This window comes from Pseudophaeobacter sp. C1-32P7 (assembly GCF_041008775.1).
GTDB classification, from domain to species: domain Bacteria; phylum Pseudomonadota; class Alphaproteobacteria; order Rhodobacterales; family Rhodobacteraceae; genus Phycobacter; species Phycobacter gallaeciensis_A.
This window is the reverse complement of sequence record NZ_JAXGFR010000003.1, coordinates 326,400-342,817: the sequence shown is the minus strand read 5'-3', so window position 1 is coordinate 342,817 and position 16,418 is coordinate 326,400. Positions and strand designations below refer to the sequence as shown.

General features: G+C 60.6%; 14 protein-coding genes. 9 read left to right on the top strand and 5 right to left on the bottom strand.

Annotation, left to right across the window (positions count from 1 at the left end):
• The first annotated feature begins 31 nt into the window (after positions 1–31).
• The 3 genes from secA (at position 32) to SM763_RS06535 (ending at position 5,468) form a co-directional block, all read left to right on the top strand.
• Entirely contained in the window at positions 32–2,758 is a 2,727-nt protein-coding gene (gene secA, locus SM763_RS06545; protein WP_274829348.1) for a preprotein translocase subunit SecA, read from the top strand.
• A 202-nt stretch (positions 2,759–2,960) separates the two neighbouring features.
• Positions 2,961–3,890, top strand: a complete 930-nt coding sequence (locus SM763_RS06540) for a hypothetical protein (protein ID WP_368998021.1) — start codon at positions 2,961–2,963, stop codon at positions 3,888–3,890.
• A 24-nt stretch (positions 3,891–3,914) separates the two neighbouring features.
• Positions 3,915–5,468: a substrate-binding domain-containing protein gene (locus SM763_RS06535; RefSeq protein ID WP_368998020.1), complete on the top strand. Its 1,554-nt coding sequence runs from the start codon at positions 3,915–3,917 to the stop codon at positions 5,466–5,468.
• 21 nt (positions 5,469–5,489) lie between these two features.
• On the opposite strand, the gene radC is transcribed toward SM763_RS06535, so the two are convergent.
• The 3 genes from radC to dnaK all read right to left on the bottom strand — a co-directional run bounded on the left by radC (position 5,490) and on the right by dnaK (position 9,548).
• A complete protein-coding gene (radC, locus tag SM763_RS06530) occupies positions 5,490–6,263 on the bottom strand; it encodes a RadC family protein (RefSeq protein WP_368998055.1) in 774 nt (257 codons plus the stop codon).
• Between the two features lie 128 nt (positions 6,264–6,391).
• Positions 6,392–7,546, bottom strand: a complete 1,155-nt coding sequence (dnaJ, locus tag SM763_RS06525; protein WP_368998019.1) for a molecular chaperone DnaJ — start codon at positions 7,544–7,546, stop codon at positions 6,392–6,394.
• 82 nt (positions 7,547–7,628) lie between these two features.
• Entirely contained in the window at positions 7,629–9,548 is a 1,920-nt protein-coding gene (gene dnaK / locus SM763_RS06520) for a molecular chaperone DnaK (RefSeq protein WP_065272089.1), read from the bottom strand.
• 211 nt (positions 9,549–9,759) lie between these two features.
• Between dnaK and SM763_RS06515 the strand changes: the two genes are divergently transcribed.
• A complete protein-coding gene (locus SM763_RS06515) occupies positions 9,760–10,362 on the top strand; it encodes an alpha-ketoglutarate-dependent dioxygenase AlkB family protein (protein ID WP_368998018.1) in 603 nt (200 codons plus the stop codon).
• On the opposite strand, the gene SM763_RS06510 is transcribed toward SM763_RS06515, so the two are convergent.
• Together SM763_RS06510 and SM763_RS06505 are read right to left on the bottom strand one after the other, a co-directional pair.
• On the bottom strand, positions 10,334–10,618 hold the full coding sequence (locus SM763_RS06510; RefSeq protein ID WP_368998017.1) for a hypothetical protein: 285 nt from the start codon (positions 10,616–10,618) through the stop codon (positions 10,334–10,336). The genes SM763_RS06515 and SM763_RS06510 overlap by 29 nt on opposite strands.
• Positions 10,618–11,439 (bottom strand): ABC transporter permease, encoded by an 822-nt coding sequence (locus tag SM763_RS06505; protein WP_065272092.1) that lies wholly within the window; start codon positions 11,437–11,439, stop codon positions 10,618–10,620. The genes SM763_RS06510 and SM763_RS06505 overlap by 1 nt, the downstream gene beginning before the upstream one ends.
• Before the next feature lie 121 nt (positions 11,440–11,560).
• On the opposite strand from SM763_RS06505, the gene cysQ reads away from it, so the two are divergent.
• From cysQ to SM763_RS06480, 5 genes are all read left to right on the top strand, one after another.
• Positions 11,561–12,358, top strand: coding sequence for a 3'(2'),5'-bisphosphate nucleotidase CysQ (gene cysQ / locus SM763_RS06500; protein ID WP_368998016.1), 798 nt, complete (start codon positions 11,561–11,563; stop codon positions 12,356–12,358).
• Positions 12,358–13,158, top strand: a complete 801-nt coding sequence (locus tag SM763_RS06495) for a 3-deoxy-manno-octulosonate cytidylyltransferase (RefSeq protein WP_368998015.1) — start codon at positions 12,358–12,360, stop codon at positions 13,156–13,158. Before cysQ ends, SM763_RS06495 begins: the two co-directional genes overlap by 1 nt.
• 187 nt (positions 13,159–13,345) lie before the next feature.
• A complete protein-coding gene (galU, locus tag SM763_RS06490; protein WP_274836072.1) occupies positions 13,346–14,239 on the top strand; it encodes a UTP--glucose-1-phosphate uridylyltransferase GalU in 894 nt (297 codons plus the stop codon).
• Positions 14,240–14,305: 66 nt separating this feature from the next.
• Positions 14,306–15,289, top strand: coding sequence for a UDP-glucose 4-epimerase GalE (gene galE / locus SM763_RS06485; protein WP_368998014.1), 984 nt, complete (start codon positions 14,306–14,308; stop codon positions 15,287–15,289).
• A gap of 2 nt (positions 15,290–15,291) precedes the next feature.
• A complete protein-coding gene (locus tag SM763_RS06480; protein ID WP_368998013.1) occupies positions 15,292–16,335 on the top strand; it encodes a glycosyltransferase family 2 protein in 1,044 nt (347 codons plus the stop codon).
• The last annotated feature ends 83 nt before the right edge of the window (positions 16,336–16,418 follow it).

Genomic DNA, 16,418 nt, shown 5'->3' with positions numbered 1-16,418 from the left:
CAGAAGCCATGACAGGACCGTGGGAGAGCACATGCTGGGTATCGGAACACTCGCCAAAAAGATTTTCGGCACACCGAATGACCGAAAAATCAAGGCGACGCGGCCGCTGATCGCAAAGATCAACGCGCTGGAACCCGAATTCGAAAAGCTCAGCGACCAGGGTCTGATCGAGAAAACCGAAGAGCTGCGCAAACGCGCGCTGGACGGTGAAGCCCTCGACGCTCTGTTGCCCGAAGCCTTTGCCAACGTACGCGAAGGGGCCCGCCGGGCGCTGGGTCTGCGGGCCTTTGATACGCAGCTGATGGGCGGTGTCTTCCTGCATCAGGGCAATATCGCCGAGATGAAAACGGGTGAGGGTAAGACACTTGTCGCCACTTTCCCGGCCTACCTCAATGCGCTGACCGGTAAGGGCGTGCATGTGGTTACGGTGAACGAATACCTAGCCAAACGTGACAGCGAATGGATGGGCAAGGTCTTTGAACAGCTGGGCATGACCACAGGCGTGATCTGGTCCGGTCAGCCCGACGATCAGAAGATGGCCGCTTACCAGTCCGATGTGACCTATGCGACCAACAACGAGTTGGGCTTTGACTACCTGCGCGACAACATGAAGCCCAGCCTGGACCAGGTGTTCCAGAAGTATCACAACTTTGCCATCGTCGATGAGGTCGACTCGATCCTGATCGACGAGGCACGTACGCCGCTGATCATTTCCGGCCCGGCTGAAGACCGCTCCGAGCTTTATACCACCATCGACACGGTGATCCCGCTCTTGAGCGAGGAACACTACGAGATCGACGAGAAGACCCGCGGTGTGACCTTCACCGAAGAGGGCAACGAATACCTTGAGCAGAAGCTGATCGAACGCGGCCTGCTGGAAGAGGGGGCCTCGCTCTATGACCCCGAAAGCACCACCGTGGTGCACCACGTCAACCAGGCCCTGCGCGCGCATAAACTGTTCCAGCGTGACAAGGACTACATCGTGCGCGATGGCGAGGTTGTGCTGATCGACGAATTCACCGGCCGCATGATGGCTGGGCGCCGCCTGTCCGAAGGCCTGCATCAGGCCATCGAAGCCAAGGAAGAGGTGCAGATCCAGCCCGAGAACACGACGCTGGCTTCGGTGACCTTCCAGAACTATTTCCGCCTTTATGACCGCCTGTCGGGCATGACCGGTACTGCCATGACCGAAGCCGAGGAATTCGCCGAGATCTATGGTCTGGGCGTGGTCGAGGTTCCGACCAACCGGCCGATTGCACGGGTGGACGAGGACGATCAGGTCTACCGCACCGCGATGGAAAAATACCGCGCGATGATCGAAGAGACCAAGAAGGCCCATGCCAAGGGGCAGCCGGTTCTTCTGGGCACCACCTCGATCGAGAAATCCGAACTGCTGAGCCAGATGCTGCAGCAGGAAGGCATCGAACACAACGTGCTGAACGCGCGCCACCACGAGCAGGAAGCGCAGATCGTCGCCGATGCCGGGCGGCTTGGCGCGGTGACCATCGCCACCAACATGGCTGGCCGGGGTACCGATATTCAGCTGGGCGGCAACGTCGACATCAAGGTGATGGCCGCGCTTGAGGCCAACCCCGATGCCGACCCTGCCGAGCTGCGCGCCGCCGAGGAAGCCAAACACGCCGAAGAAAAGCAGAAGGTTCTGGACGCGGGCGGCCTGTTCGTGATGGCCTCTGAACGCCACGAAAGCCGCCGTATCGACAACCAGCTGCGCGGCCGTTCGGGCCGTCAGGGTGACCCCGGCCGTACCCGGTTCTATCTCAGCCTCGAAGACGACCTGATGCGCATCTTCGGGTCCGAGCGTCTCGACAAGGTCCTGTCTTCGCTGGGCATGAAAGAAGGCGAAGCAATCATTCATCCTTGGGTGAACAAGTCTCTGGAACGCGCCCAGGCCAAGGTCGAAGGCCGCAACTTTGACATGCGCAAGAACGTTCTGAAGTTCGACGACGTGATGAACGACCAGCGCAAGGTGATCTTTGGCCAGCGCCGTGAAATCATGGCGGCAGAGGATCTGTCCGAGATCGTCAATGATATGCGTCACGAGGTGATCGACGACCTGATCGACACTTACATGCCGCCCAAGACCTACGCCGAACAGTGGGACACGGCAGGCCTTCAGGCTGCCGTACTTGAAGGGCTGGGCATCGACGCGCCGGTGGCCGAATGGGCTGCCGAGGAAGGCGTCGATGACGAACAGATCCGCGAACGGCTTGAGGCCGCAAGCGATGCGCTGATGGCGGAAAAGACCGAAGCCTTCGGTCCGGAAAACATGCGCAACATCGAAAAGCAGGTGCTGCTGCAGACCATCGACGCCAAGTGGCGCGAACATCTGCTGACGCTGGAGCATCTGCGCTCGGTCGTGGGCTTCCGCGGTTATGCGCAGCGTGATCCGCTGAACGAGTATAAGAACGAAAGCTTCCAGCTGTTCGAAAGCATGCTCGACTCCCTGCGCGAAGACGTTGCCAAGCAGCTGAGCCGCGTGCGTCCGATGAACGAAGAAGAGCAGCGCCAGATGATGATGGAAATGGCAGCCCGCCAGGCCGCCATGCAGCAAATGGCCTCCGCTGGCGGCGCACCTGCGCCTGCTGCAGAAGGCGAAGCTGTTGCTGAACTCGCGGAAGAGCCCGCGCCCGGATTTGTCGAGGATGATCCCGAAACCTGGGGCAACCCGTCGCGCAATGACAAATGCCCCTGTGGATCGGGCAAGAAGTTCAAACATTGCCACGGGCGTCTGGCCTGAGATACGCCTGCATCCCCGGTTGAACGCCAGCCGTTTTAACCGGGGATCGGCCCCTGATTTGGCCTGACCGCACGCGGGGGCCATTCAGACAGAGATATTAAAATTCTCTTTATTCTGCCCGAATCTCTCCCGCAGGCGGCCACAAACTGGCCGCCTTTCCCATGCTACACTTCCTTAACCTATCCAGGGTGTGGAGTGTGTGATGATGGACAAACGTATCTTGATCTTGAGCAGCGGAACCGTGGCCTGTGCGCTGGGGATCGGCTTTTTCATGCAGCAGTCCGCCGCTCCGCGTATCTATGAAACACCGGAGATCAGTGCCGCGTCGGTGCAGGTCCCGGCCGATCCGGATCTGTCCGAGTTGACCATCGAGAACATCACGCTGACCTCGGTTCCGCACGAAGACCCGGCGCCGCAGCAGGCAGAGACTGTGCAGGCCGAAGCGGTCGTCGCTAAGGATGACTGCGCGCTGTCGGTCGCAGCCAATGCACTGCCCGGTGCCATGGTTAATCTCGACGTATCCGCGCCCTGCCAGGCGGGAAAGCGGCTGACGGTGCATCATCAGGGCATGATGTTCACGGTAGCGCTGGATGATACGGGCCATCTGACACAAGAGGTGCCAGCCCTGGCCACTTCGGCGGTATTCATCATCGAGCCGCAGGACGGGATGGCCGAAGTCGCGGTGGTACCGGTGCCGGACCTTTCCGAAATCGACCGCGTCGCGCTGCAATGGACCGGCAACAGCGGTTTTGAAATTCATGCCCGCGAAAACGGCGCCGACTATGGCGCGCCGGGGCATGTCTGGCATGGTTCTGATCCGGCCTCTGGCATGGGCCATATGGTGCGGCTGGGCGATGACAGCCAGTTGGCGCCGCGTCTGGCCGAGGTTTACAGCTTCCCGCGCGCCGCCGAACAAGCCGGTGAAACGGTGGAAATCAGCGTCGAGGCAGAGATCACCGCGATCAACTGTGGCCGTGATGTTGAGGCGCAGGCCCTGACCCTGCATCGGGCTGGCGGGCAGAGTAAACTGCAGACCCGCGACCTGACGCTGGCGATCCCGGATTGTGCGGCCAAGGGTGACTTTCTGGTGTTGAATAATCTGTTGGAAAACCTGAAAATCGCCTCCAACTGATCCGCATTCATTCCAGGATTTCTCATGGCTTTCTTTCGTGCGGCGATTTGCGCCGCACTTCTTCTGTCCGGAACTATCACATCGCTGGCCGCCCAGGATGTCACGCTGTCTTCTCCCGATGGGGCCGTGGAAATCACCGGCAACCTGTTGGGATTCGACGGAGAGTATTACCGTGTCGACACCAAGTTCGGCGAGTTGACCGTCGACGGATCCGGGGTCAGCTGTGACGGTCCGGGCTGTCCCAGCCTGTCCGATTACGTGGCCGAGATCACCCTGTCGGGATCCTCGACCATGGCAGAGGTCCTGCTGCCCGCCCTGATCGAAGGGTTTGCCCTGCGCAACGGCTATCAGACGCGCCGCGATCCGCTGCCCGGCGACAATTTCGAGTATGTTCTGCTGCGCGGGGATCGTCCCGCTGCCCGGTTCGATTTTTTCGTCAGCAATACCGACGAAGGCTTTGCTGATCTTCTGGCGGATGAGGCGGATATCGTCATGGCGCTGCGGGAAATCCGCCCGGCCGAGCGCGAACACGCGCAGGCGGCTGGCATGGGGGATATGACGGGCCCGTCGCGTAGCCGGGTTCTGGCGCTTGATGCGATGGTGCCGCTGGTGTCGCCGGAAAACCCGGTGCAGCGTATCTCTCTGCCGCAGCTGGTTGCGATCCTTTCCGGTGAGATCACCAACTGGTCCGAGCTGGGCGGCGCCGATGCACCGATTTCCCTGCACCTGCCGGTCGAAGGCTCCGGCCTGGCACAGGCGGTTGAGGACAAGCTGCTGGCCCCGGCCAAGGCGACATTGATGCCTGATCTGCGTCGCCATGACCGGCACAGCACGATGGTGCGCATGGTTGCCACGGACCCCTTCGCACTCGCTATCGGCAGTTTTGCCAATACGGGCACCGCGCGGGCTCTGACCCTGACCGGGCCATGTGGTTTCTCCCTGCGCGCGACGCGCCGGTCGATCAAGACTGAGGATTACCCGCTGACCTCTCCCATGTTCCTTTACCTGCCGGAACGACGGCTGCCCAAGGTGGCGCGGGATTTCCTTAGCTACGTGCGTGGTCCCGGCGCGCAGATTGTGATCCGCAGGGCGGGATTCGTCGATCAGGCGCCGGAACGCGTGTCGATTGCCGCCCAGGGGGACCGGCTGGCCAACGCGATAGAGGCGGCAGGGCCAGAGGTGGATCTGGAAGAACTGCAGCGGCTGACATCTACTCTGCGCGGGCTCCAGAGGCTGACAACATCCTTCCGGTTTGAACCGGGTTCAACCCGCCCTGATGCCCAGTCCCGCAGCAATATCGAGCAATTGGGCCGGGCGCTGGAGGCCGGGATCTACGATTCGCACAGGTTGCTCTTCGTCGGCTTCTCCGACGGAGTGGGACCGGCTGAGACAAACCGCAAGATCGCCATCAAGCGGGCCAATGCGGTGCGCGATGCGGTGGCGGCAGCGGCAGAGACCGCCAATCTCGACCGGGTAGAGATCGACGTGGCTGCCTTTGGTGAGGCCCTGCCCATGGCCTGCGATGACAGCGCCTGGGGCCGCGAGGTGAACCGCCGGGTCGAAGTCTGGGTACGCTGACCCCTGCGGTGGGTGCCAGAGCTACAGATACCCGTGGCTGCGAAAGCTGAGTTCGGATGATTTTCCGATGATCAGGTGATCGTGCAGGGTGATGTCAAGCGCGGTCAGGGCGTTCTCAATGGTTGCGGTCATGCTGATATCGCTTTCCGAGGGGGTCGGATCGCCCGAGGGGTGATTGTGCACCAGAATCACAGCGCTGGCGTTCACCTCCAGCGCCCGTTTGGCGACCTCGCGCGGGTAGACCGGCACATGATCGACGGTGCCGCGGGCCTGTTCCTCATCCGCGATCAGCACGTTCTTGCGGTCCAGGAAAAGCACCCGGAACTGCTCGACTTCAGAGTGGGACATGGTGGTGTGGCAGTAGTCCAGCAGCGCATCCCAACTGGATAGCACCTGCCGCTGCATGATGCGGGAACGCGCCATTCGGTGGGCGGCGGCCTCCAGCACCTTAAGGTCGGTGATCACCGCCTCGCCAATGCCCTTTACCTGCAACAGGCGCTCTGCCGGGGCGGTGATGACCCGGTTGAAATCGCCGAAGGTGTCCATCAGCCGACGTGCCAGCGGTTTGACGTCCTGACGCGGGATAGACCGGAACAGTATCAGCTCAAGCAGCTCATAATCTGGCATGGCTGCCGCGCCGCCCTCCATGAACCGCAGGCGCAGCCGGGCGCGGTGATCCTTGATATAGGATGGCAGGCGTCCGGCAGGCACCAGCGCGGCGCGCGCTTCGTCACTGCAATCAAACAGTGGCAGGGTCTTGTCCCGGAGTGCGCCAGCTTTCACCACGATCACCATCTTTGAGGGTATCAGGCCTGTCCCTGTCATTAAGGGCCAGCGGGGTGGGCTGCACAAAGTAAAAACGCCCCACGAGGGGGCGTTTTTGCGATGGTATTCGACCCGCAAGCCGGGGAGGGTTCAGGGGCTTACCCCTTCATGCCGTCCCAGAAGCTTTTGACCGAGGAAAAGAAGCTACGGGATTCAGGGTTCGTGTTCTCTTCCGAGAGATCTTCGAACTCGCGCAGCAGTTCCTTTTGTCGGGAGGTCAGGTTGACCGGTGTTTCCACGGCCAGCTCGATGAACATGTCACCGGGGCTGCCGCCACGCAGCGCGGGCATACCCTTGCCGCGCAGGCGCATCTGACGGCCCGACTGGCTGCCTTCGGGGATCTGGACGCGTCCACGGCCGCCGTCGATGGTCGGCACCTCAATGGCACCGCCCAGGGCAGCTTTGGCCATCGACACGGGCACCCGGCAATAAAGATTGTTGCCGTCGCGTTCGAACAGGTCGTGCGGTGAAACCTCGACAAAGATGTAGAGGTCGCCCGGAGGCCCGCCGCGCAGGCCCGCCTCGCCCTCACCAGCCAGACGGATTCGCGTGCCGGTTTCCACACCCGCCGGAATATTCACCGACAGCGAGCGGTCCTTTTCCACGCGGCCATGGCCGTGGCAGGTTTTGCACGGGTTCTTGATGATCTGGCCCAGGCCCGAACAGGTCGGACAGCTGCGCTCCACCGTGAAAAAGCCCTGTTGCGCACGCACCTTGCCCATGCCCGAACAGGTCGGGCAGGTGGTGGGTTCGACCCCACCTTCGGCACCGGTGCCCTCGCAGGAGGTACAGGCGACCGAGGTCGGAACCTTGATCGTCTTGTGCAGCCCGGAGAAGGCCTCTTCCAGGGTGACGCGCAGGTTATAGCGCAGATCCGCGCCGCGCGATGCGCGCTGACGCCCGCCGGCCTGACCGCGTCCGCCCATAAAGTCGCCGAACAGGTCGTCGAACACATCCGAGAAGGCCGAGGAGAAATCGCCGCCGCCCGGATGGCCGCCGCGGGGACCGCCGCCACCGCCCATGCCGTTTTCAAAGGCCGCATGACCATAGCGGTCATAGGCTGCCTTCTTCTCGGCGTCCTTCAGAACCTCATAGGCCTCGTTGGCCTCTTTGAACTGCGCTTCGGCATCCGGGTTATCGGCATTGCGATCCGGGTGCAGTTCCTTGGCTTTCTTGCGATAGCCTTTTTTGATTTCGTCGGCGGTGGCGCCTTTGGCCACCCCGAGAATGTCGTAATAGTCGCGTTTTGACATCGGTTTACCCCTTCTGCCTCAACGTAAAACGGGCCAGTCCGGGGTCCGGACCGGCCCGAGGGTCAAGCCAATGATTCAGACCTTAGCGTTTGTCGCCGTCCAGGTCTTCGAATTCGGCATCCACGATGTCGTCGTCGCCCGGGCCGCTGGCTTCGTCAGCGGCTGTGGGTTCTTCTTCACCTTCTTCAGCCTGCGCCTTGTAGATCGCTTCGCCCAGTTTCATCGCCGCTTCGGTGACGTTCTGGATGCCAGCCTTGATCTTCTCGGCGTTGGCTTTGTCGCTTTCCAGGTCGTCCTTCAGCGCGGCAACAGCCAGTTCGATCACTTCGACGGTGGACGGGTCCACCTTGTCGCTGTGCTCTTCCAGCGACTTCTCGGTCGAATGGATCAGGCTTTCGGCCTGGTTCTTCGCTTCGATCAGCTCGCGGCGTTCCTTGTCCGCCTCGGCGTTGTCCTCGGCGTCCTTGACCATCTTTTCGATGTCGTCATCGGACAGACCGCCCGAAGCCTGAATGGTGATCGTCTGCTCTTTGCCGGTCGCCTTGTCCTTGGCGCCGACCGAAACGATACCGTTGGCGTCGATGTCAAAGGTCACTTCGATCTGCGGCATGCCGCGCGGTGCCGGTGGGATGTCCTCGAGGTTGAACTGACCGAGCATCTTGTTGTCGGCAGCCATCTCGCGCTCACCCTGGAACACACGAATGGTCACGGCGTTCTGGTTGTCTTCCGCGGTCGAGAACACCTGCGACTTCTTGGTCGGGATAGTGGTGTTGCGGTCGATCAGGCGGGTGAAGACACCACCCAGGGTTTCGATACCCAAGCTCAGCGGGGTCACGTCGAGCAGAACAACGTCTTTCACGTCACCCTGCAGAACACCGGCCTGAATGGCGGCGCCCATGGCAACCACTTCGTCCGGGTTCACACCCTTGTGCGGCTCTTTACCGAAGAACTTGGTCACCTCTTCGATGACTTTCGGCATCCGGGTCATACCACCGACCAGAACCACCTCATCAATGTCGGACGCGGACAGACCGGCGTCTTTCAGAGCTGCGGCGCAGGGCTTCATCGAAGCCTTGATCAGGTCGCCAACCAGGCTTTCCAGCTTGGCGCGGGTCAGCTTCATGACCATGTGCAGCGGCTGGCCCGAGGACGGATCCATCGAGATGAACGGCTGGTTGATTTCGGTCTGCGAGCTGGAGGACAGTTCGATCTTGGCTTTTTCAGCGGCTTCTTTCAGTCGCTGCAGGGCCATCTTGTCCTTGGTCAGGTCGACCTGGTGCTCTTTCTTGAACTGATCTGCCAGGTAGTTGACGATGCGCATGTCAAAGTCTTCACCACCGAGGAAGGTGTCGCCGTTGGTCGACTTCACTTCGAACAGGCCGTCGTCGATTTCCAGAATGGTCACGTCGAAGGTACCACCACCAAGGTCATAAACCGCGATGGTCTGGGTGTCTTCCTTGTCGAGGCCATAGGCCAGCGCGGCGGCTGTCGGCTCGTTGATGATACGCAGGACTTCAAGACCGGCGATCTTGCCTGCGTCTTTGGTGGCCTGACGCTGTGCGTCGTTGAAATAGGCAGGCACGGTGATGACGGCCTGGGTCACTTCCTCACCGAGGTAGGACTCCGCGGTCTCTTTCATCTTGCCGAGAATGAAGGCCGAGATCTGGCTCGGCGAATACTTCTCACCCTTGGCTTCGACCCATGCGTCGCCATTGCCGCCGCTGATCACGTTGAACGGCAGGTTTTTCTTGTCTTTTGCCAGATCCGCATCGTCAAACCGGCGGCCGATCAAGCGCTTGACGCCGAAGATGGTGTTGTCCGGGTTGGTGACGGCCTGACGTTTGGCGGGCTGGCCAACCAGACGCTCTTCGTCGGTGAATGCGACGATGGACGGAGTGGTGCGGGTCCCTTCGGCGTTTTCAATCACGCGCGGCTGCGAACCATCCATGATGGCAACGCAGGAGTTGGTGGTCCCGAGGTCGATCCCGATAACTTTGCTCATTTTCGATCCCTTTTCTTTTCAAGGCGATTTCCCGAGACCTGGACCCGTTTTGGCATCCAGACCCCGATTTCGGTGCCAGGAGGTCTGCATCTCCCGGCGTCACGGCGTATATAGGGAGCGGAATTTGCCCCTGCAAGCGCCTGAACGCGTCGAGAAAGACGATTCAATGCGCTTTTTTGCATGGGCCGTGGTTAAGAATGGAATAACGGCGATGAGCAAGCTGCGCCTGCGCGGGTTCGAGATTTACAAAAGCCATCTGACCCCCGATGCGCAGCGGAACCTGATCGCGGCGTTGCGCCCGGTTCTGAAGGCGGCGCCGCTGTTTTCGCCTGTGGTGCCTGGAGGCGGGCAGATGTCGGTGCGCATGACCTCGGCTGGGGCGTTCGGCTGGTATTCCGACGCCGAGGGCTACCGCTACGCTCCAAAGCATCCGCGCGGCAGCGACTGGCCCGCGATCCCTGAACCGATTCTCGACATCTGGCGGGAGCTGACGGGGTTGGAGCGTCTGCCCGATTGCTGTCTCATCAACTACTACGGCGAAGACGCGCGCATGGGTCTGCATCAAGACAAGGACGAGGCGGATTTCTCCTATCCGGTTGTGTCCATTTCCCTTGGTGATGACGGGCTGCTGCGCCTTGGTAATCCGACACGCGGCGGCAAGACGGATTCGCTCTGGCTCAATTCCGGCGACGTGGTGGTCATGGGCGGAGAGGCGCGGCTGGCCTATCATGGGGTGGACCGGATCCGGTTCAAGTCTTCGCGGCTCTTGCCCAAAGGTGGGCGGCTCAATCTGACGCTGCGCGTTGTGATTTAAAACGTTGGACCAGGTCTGGGGCTGCGTCTTCCAGCCAATGTACGTCGGCGCAGGCTGCCACAGCTGCCCCTGCGGCGCTGTTGAAATGGCGATCACCAAAATAGCCGATGGAGAACCAGCCGCGTTCGTCTTCGGGTTCGCGCCGGAACAGGTCAAACCCGAACGAGCCATCGTCCCGTCGGAAGATATCGACGCAGATGCTGTTGGTGCCGTCAGGCAGGTTGACCGAAGCAAGAACGTGGTGTGGGTGCGCCACTATCGGCGCGCGCTCCAGCTGAGCGAGACGTGGCGGCGGGTGTAGAATTCACCCATTAGGCCGATCATCACCAGCACCAGCCCCACCCAGGCGGCGTATTGCCATGTGCTGTGGTGGGGATTGTAGTTGATGAAGACATAGCCGCGCGACTGGTCGATGCAGTGGAACAGTGGGTTCCAGTCGAACATGGCCAGCATGAAGGTCGGCAGGGTATTGGCGAGGAACATCTTGCCCGAGGCGATCATGTTGGCGCGCTGGTAGATCATCGAGAAGATACCAACGAGGCTGGGCGCCCAGGGCTTCATCACCAGAAAAACAAGCCCGACCGCCGCGCCAGTGAACCAGGCCAGCAGAACCATACCAAAGGCGCCGATGGGTTGTTCGATATGCACCGGGGTAAAGGCGACGTGATAGACGAACAGGATGATCAGCAGCGACAGCACCTGGATATAAAGCGAGCCAAGCGCCGCTGACAGGATCGCCACCATGGTGTTCATCGGCGCGTGCTGCATCATCGGGCTGCTGGGCCCCTCTGCGCCGGCGACGGCGCTGACGGTTTTGGTATGGGTGAGGAACAGGAAGATCCCCGACAGCACATAAAGCAGAAAGTCGCCGCGAATGGCAGAGCCGCGCATGCCCAGAACCGCGAACATGATGTAAAAGGCCGCGACGAACAGAACAGCCTGCAACAGGTTGAGCCCCAGTGCGATCAGCGCGTTGTTGTGTTTCGACCGTACGCTCCGCACGACCGAATGAAAGACCACCTCGCCCATGGCGATGAGTCCGGAAACCGACGTTTTTTGCGTGCGAACCTGAAACATGTGGCCTGTAATCTGCGTTTGTTGCGGATTGGGGGACGGGCTGCTTGCCGTTCCAAAACAGAGCCACCATAAGGGGGCGCAGGAAAATTTTCAATTAACCCCTGGTCTGGGAGACGCCGAATTGAACTATGAAGAGCTCGTACCCGTGATCCGCCGACTGGCGATCGAAGCCGGCAACAAGATCATGGAGATCTACAATTCGGATGATTTCGATGTGAAGGTGAAATCGGACGACAGCCCCGTCACCGCCGCAGATGAGGCCGCGGATGCTCTGATTTCGGCAGGTCTTCGCGCGGCGTTCCCGGACATGATGCTGGTCACCGAAGAGCAGAGCGCCTCGCACAAGGAACGCGGTGACACCTTCCTGATCGTCGACCCGCTGGATGGCACCAAGGAATTCATTCACCGCCGCGGCGATTTCACCGTGAACATCGCGCTGGTGGAAAAAGGCGTGCCGACCCGCGGCGTCGTCTATGCCCCGGCCAAGGAGCGCATGTTCTTCACTCTCGCTGATGGCTCTTCGGTAGAGGAAACCGGTGCCTTTGACCCTGAGACTGTTGGAGCCACATCTCCGATCCGCGTTGCCTCCAGCGACAATGCGGCGCTGATGGTGGTGGCCTCGAAATCGCACCGGGATCAGGCGACCGACGACTACATCAACAAGTACAGCGTCAAGGACATGAAGAGCGCGGGCTCTTCGCTTAAGTTCTGCCTCGTGGCCACCGGCGAAGCGGATCTTTACCCCCGCGTGGGCCGCACCATGGAGTGGGATACAGCGGCCGGCCACGCGGTCCTGTCGGGTGCAGGTGGCAAAGTGGTGCGTTTCGACGATCATTCCCCCCTTGTTTATGGCAAAGAGGGCTATGCGAACCCGTTTTTCATCGCTTACGCTCCGGGCGTTGAATTGAAAGAGGCCTGATGTCTGTCCTGATCGTCATCCCCGCGCGCTACGCGTCGACACGCTATCCGGGCAAGCCGCTTGTGGAATTGACCGGAGCCACCGGCGAAAAGCAGACCCTGATCGAGCGATCCTGGCGGGCGGCCTGTGCTGTCGGTGGGGTCGACCGGGTCGTTGTCGCGACGGATGACGACAGGATCCGCAGCGCGGCAGAAGGTTTTGGCGCCGAGGTCGTGATGACCTCGGAAAGCTGCGCCAACGGCACCGAGCGCTGCGCCGAGGCCCATGCGGCGCTGGGCGGCGGCTACGAGGTCGTCGTGAACCTTCAGGGGGATGCGCCGCTGACGCCGCATTGGTTCATCGAGGATTTGGTCAAAGCTCTGCGCGCAGCCCCGGGCATGGGGTTGGCGACGCCGGTGCTGCGCTGTGATGGTGCAACGCTCAACAGTCTTCTGGCAGATCGGCGCGCGGGCCGCGTCGGTGGCACCACTGCAGTCTTCGCGGCGGACCACAGCGCACTCTATTTTTCCAAAGAAGTGCTGCCTTTTTGTGCAAATGCCTATAAGGATGGCGAAAATACGCCAGTTTTCCACCATGTGGGCGTCTACGCCTACCGTCCCGACGCACTTGCCGCCTATCCTGATTGGCAGACAGGGCTGCTGGAAACCTTGGAAGGGCTGGAGCAGCTTCGTTTTCTTGAAAACGGTCGCAAGGTTCTGTGTGTCGAAGTCACCGCGCGGGGGCGCGAATTCTGGGAACTGAACAATCCGGAAGATGTGCCCAGGATAGAGGAGATGATGTCCCGTATGGGGGCGGCCTAACCAAAGGGAGGCCAACGGGAGGTCTCTGAATAGGGGCAAAACATGGCCCAATGTCATCAAAAACCCTTTTTTTGGTGTTTTTGTATAGGGTGAAACGGACAGGGATTGCGCAACAGGTGAAGTGCGTGACCCTGTGGGGCCGGAACCAGTGAGGGCAGTATGCCCCGAAAATAATTGAGAGAACACCATGCGTAAAAAAGTGACGAAGGCGATTTTCCCTGTGGCGGGGCTGGGTACACGGTTTTTGCCTGCGACCAAATCGGTGCCCAAGGAAATCATGACGCTGGTGGATCGCCCCTTGGTGCAATATGCCATCGACGAGGCTCGCGAGGCGGGGATCAAGGAATTCATCTTCGTAACCTCGCGCGGTAAGGGGGCATTGGAAGACTATTTTGACCAAGCCCCGATATTGGAGCAGGAGCTGCGCAAGAAGGGTAAGGATGCGCTGCTCGAAACTCTGAAGCACACCAATATGGAAAGCGGCGCCATCGCCTATATCCGCCAACATCAGGCCCTTGGTCTGGGCCATGCGGTCTGGTGCGCACGGCGCCTGATCGCCAACGAACCCTTCGCGGTGATCCTGCCCGACGATGTGATCGCGGCGGAAACCCCCTGTCTCAAGCAGATGGTCGAGGCCTATTCCGAAACCGGCGGTAACATGGTTGCGGCGATGGAAGTCGCACCGGAAAAGGCTGGTGCCTATGGTGTTCTGGATGTGAAGAACGACATGGGATCCGTGGTCGAGGCCCGTGGCATGGTCGAAAAACCGGCTATGGGTGAGGCGCCCTCCAATCTGGCGGTGATTGGCCGTTACATTCTGGAGCCCTCGGTGCTGCGCAATCTCAACAAGATGAAGCAGGGTGCGGGCGGCGAGATTCAGCTGACCGACGCCATTGCCCAGGACATCGAAAAAGATGTGCCTGTTTATGGCTATCGCTTCCGCGGCCAGCGCTTTGATTGCGGTTCCAAGGCAGGTTTCCTGCAGGCCACTGTCGCCTTCGCCCTGGGGCGTGAGGAATTGCGGGATGAGCTGCTGCAGTATATCACCGAAATCGCTCAGGTCGGACAGGCTGCCGAGTAGGAAACACTGGCCAGCCTCTGGTTTTGAGACCGGGTAATACAGGATCGAATTAGGGGTATACAGACAGTGGCAAATGTTCTGGTGACCGGCGGTGCCGGCTATATTGGCTCGCATGCATGTAAGGCGCTGAAGACGGCGGGGTTTACACCCGTCACTTATGACAATCTGGTCACCGGTTGGCAGGACGCGGTCAAATTCGGCCCGTTTGAAAAGGGCGACCTTGCGGATCGTGCTCGTCTCGACGAGGTCTTCGCCACCTATCAGCCGGTCGCGGTGATGCATTTCGCGGCCCTTAGTCAAGTCGGGGAGGCGATGAGCCAGCCAGGCCGCTACTGGGCCAATAACACAGGTGGATCCTTGAACCTGATCGAAGCCGCGGTTGCTGCCGGGTGTCTTGATTTCGTGTTCTCCTCGACCTGTGCCACCTATGGCGAACATGACAACGTGGTTCTGGACGAGAACACGCCGCAGCTGCCGCTCAACGCCTATGGCGCCAGCAAACGCGCAGTCGAGGATATCCTGAAAGATTTCGGTGCGGCCTATGGGCTGCGTTCGGTGATCTTCCGCTATTTCAACGTGGCAGGCGCAGATCCCGAGGCTGAAGTCGGCGAATTCCACCGTCCCGAAACCCATCTGGTCCCGCTGGTGTTGGATGCGATCGACGGCAAACGCGATGCGCTGACCATTTTTGGCACCGATTACGACACCCCCGATGGAACCTGCATCCGCGACTATGTGCATGTCTGCGATCTGGTGGATGCCCATGTTCTGGGCCTTCAGTGGCTGAAGGATGGCAAGGGCAGCCAGATCTTCAACCTCGGTACCGGCAGCGGGTTTTCGGTGCGCGAGGTCATGGACAAGGCTGAAGAGGTCACTGGCAGCAAGGTACCTTGCACCGTGGGGCCGCGTCGGGCGGGCGATTGCACCAAACTGGTGTCGGGATCGACCCGGGCGATCACAGATCTGGGCTGGAACCCACAGCGTTCCAGTCTCGAGATGATGATCGCTGATGCCTGGAAATGGCATCAGACGGGCAATTACGAGGCCTGAGCATGGAGTCGCTCCGCCCCGCCGCCGAGATGCCGGATATCGGCTGGCGTGCGGCCTACCGGATGCGGTGGAAACGGCGGCGGCTTCTGTGGCGCTCCTGGCGCTCTCGTCACCAGCTGAGCCTGTTGCGCGATCAGACAGCGGCAATCGGGGCAGAGGACATTCTGGCCTTTGTTGTGCTGCGTAATGAGGCGACGCGGCTGCCGTATTTCCTGGACTATTACCGGCGCCTCGGCGTCGGGCACTTCCTGATCATCGACAATGGCAGTGATGATGGCAGCGCAGAGATGCTGCGGCAGCAATCTGATGTCTCGCTCTGGCAGACGTCCGCGGGCTACAAGGCCTCCCGCTTTGGGCTGGACTGGCTGACCTTCCTGCTGATGACCTATGGCAGGGATCACTGGTGCCTGACGGTGGATGCGGATGAACTGCTGACCTATGGCGGCATTGCCACCCATGATCTGCGCGCGCTGACCGAACTGCTTGACCGCAGCGGGCAGGTCGGGTTTGGCGCCATGATGCTGGATCTTTATCCGCGCGGGCCGCTGAATCAGGTCAGCTACAGGCCGGGTCAGAACCCGCTGGAGGTTTTGCAGTGGTTCGATGCGGTGCCTTACCGTGCGGTCCGGCAGCACCCGATGGGAAACCTGTGGCTGCAGGGCGGCGCGCGGGAGCGGGTGTTCTTTGCTGCGGAGCCACATCGCTCTCCGACGTTGAACAAGATCCCGCTGATTCGCTGGAACCGCCGCTACGCCTATGTCAATTCGACCCATGCGGCGCTGCCGCCGGCGCTGAACGCCCTATACGACGGGCCGGGCGGGCCGCAGCCGTCGGGCGTGCTGCTGCACACAAAATTCCTGCCCGAAATTGTCGCAAAATCGGCAACAGAAAAGCAGCGAAAACAGCACTTCCATACGCCCGAGGATTTCGATCCTTACTACGATCACCTGACCTCGGCCCCGGACCTGTGGTTTGAGAACGCTTTGAAATACACGGGACCAGAGCAACTGGCCGATCTGGGGTTGATGCGGGCGCCCGAGTGGTAGGGTGTGAATTGCCCGAGTTCGGTGGTGCGGGTAGCCCCCGTAACTGTTTCTAAATTCGTTGTTAATAGACTTGGCGCGTGACA

What these genes read in the sequence shown, in the direction of transcription:
- secA (WP_274829348.1), top strand. Translation starts at nt 32, where the DNA reads ATGCTGGGTATCGGAACACTCGCCAAAAAGATTTTCGGCACACCGAAT.
- SM763_RS06540 (WP_368998021.1), top strand. Translation starts at nt 2,961, where the DNA reads ATGATGGACAAACGTATCTTGATCTTGAGCAGCGGAACCGTGGCCTGT.
- SM763_RS06535 (WP_368998020.1), top strand. Translation starts at nt 3,915, where the DNA reads ATGGCTTTCTTTCGTGCGGCGATTTGCGCCGCACTTCTTCTGTCCGGA.
- radC (WP_368998055.1), bottom strand. Translation starts at nt 6,263, where the DNA reads ATGGTGATCGTGGTGAAAGCTGGCGCACTCCGGGACAAGACCCTGCCA.
- dnaJ (WP_368998019.1), bottom strand. Translation starts at nt 7,546, where the DNA reads ATGTCAAAACGCGACTATTACGACATTCTCGGGGTGGCCAAAGGCGCC.
- dnaK (WP_065272089.1), bottom strand. Translation starts at nt 9,548, where the DNA reads ATGAGCAAAGTTATCGGGATCGACCTCGGGACCACCAACTCCTGCGTT.
- SM763_RS06515 (WP_368998018.1), top strand. Translation starts at nt 9,760, where the DNA reads ATGAGCAAGCTGCGCCTGCGCGGGTTCGAGATTTACAAAAGCCATCTG.
- SM763_RS06505 (WP_065272092.1), bottom strand. Translation starts at nt 11,439, where the DNA reads ATGTTTCAGGTTCGCACGCAAAAAACGTCGGTTTCCGGACTCATCGCC.
- SM763_RS06495 (WP_368998015.1), top strand. Translation starts at nt 12,358, where the DNA reads ATGTCTGTCCTGATCGTCATCCCCGCGCGCTACGCGTCGACACGCTAT.
- galU (WP_274836072.1), top strand. Translation starts at nt 13,346, where the DNA reads ATGCGTAAAAAAGTGACGAAGGCGATTTTCCCTGTGGCGGGGCTGGGT.
- SM763_RS06480 (WP_368998013.1), top strand. Translation starts at nt 15,292, where the DNA reads ATGGAGTCGCTCCGCCCCGCCGCCGAGATGCCGGATATCGGCTGGCGT.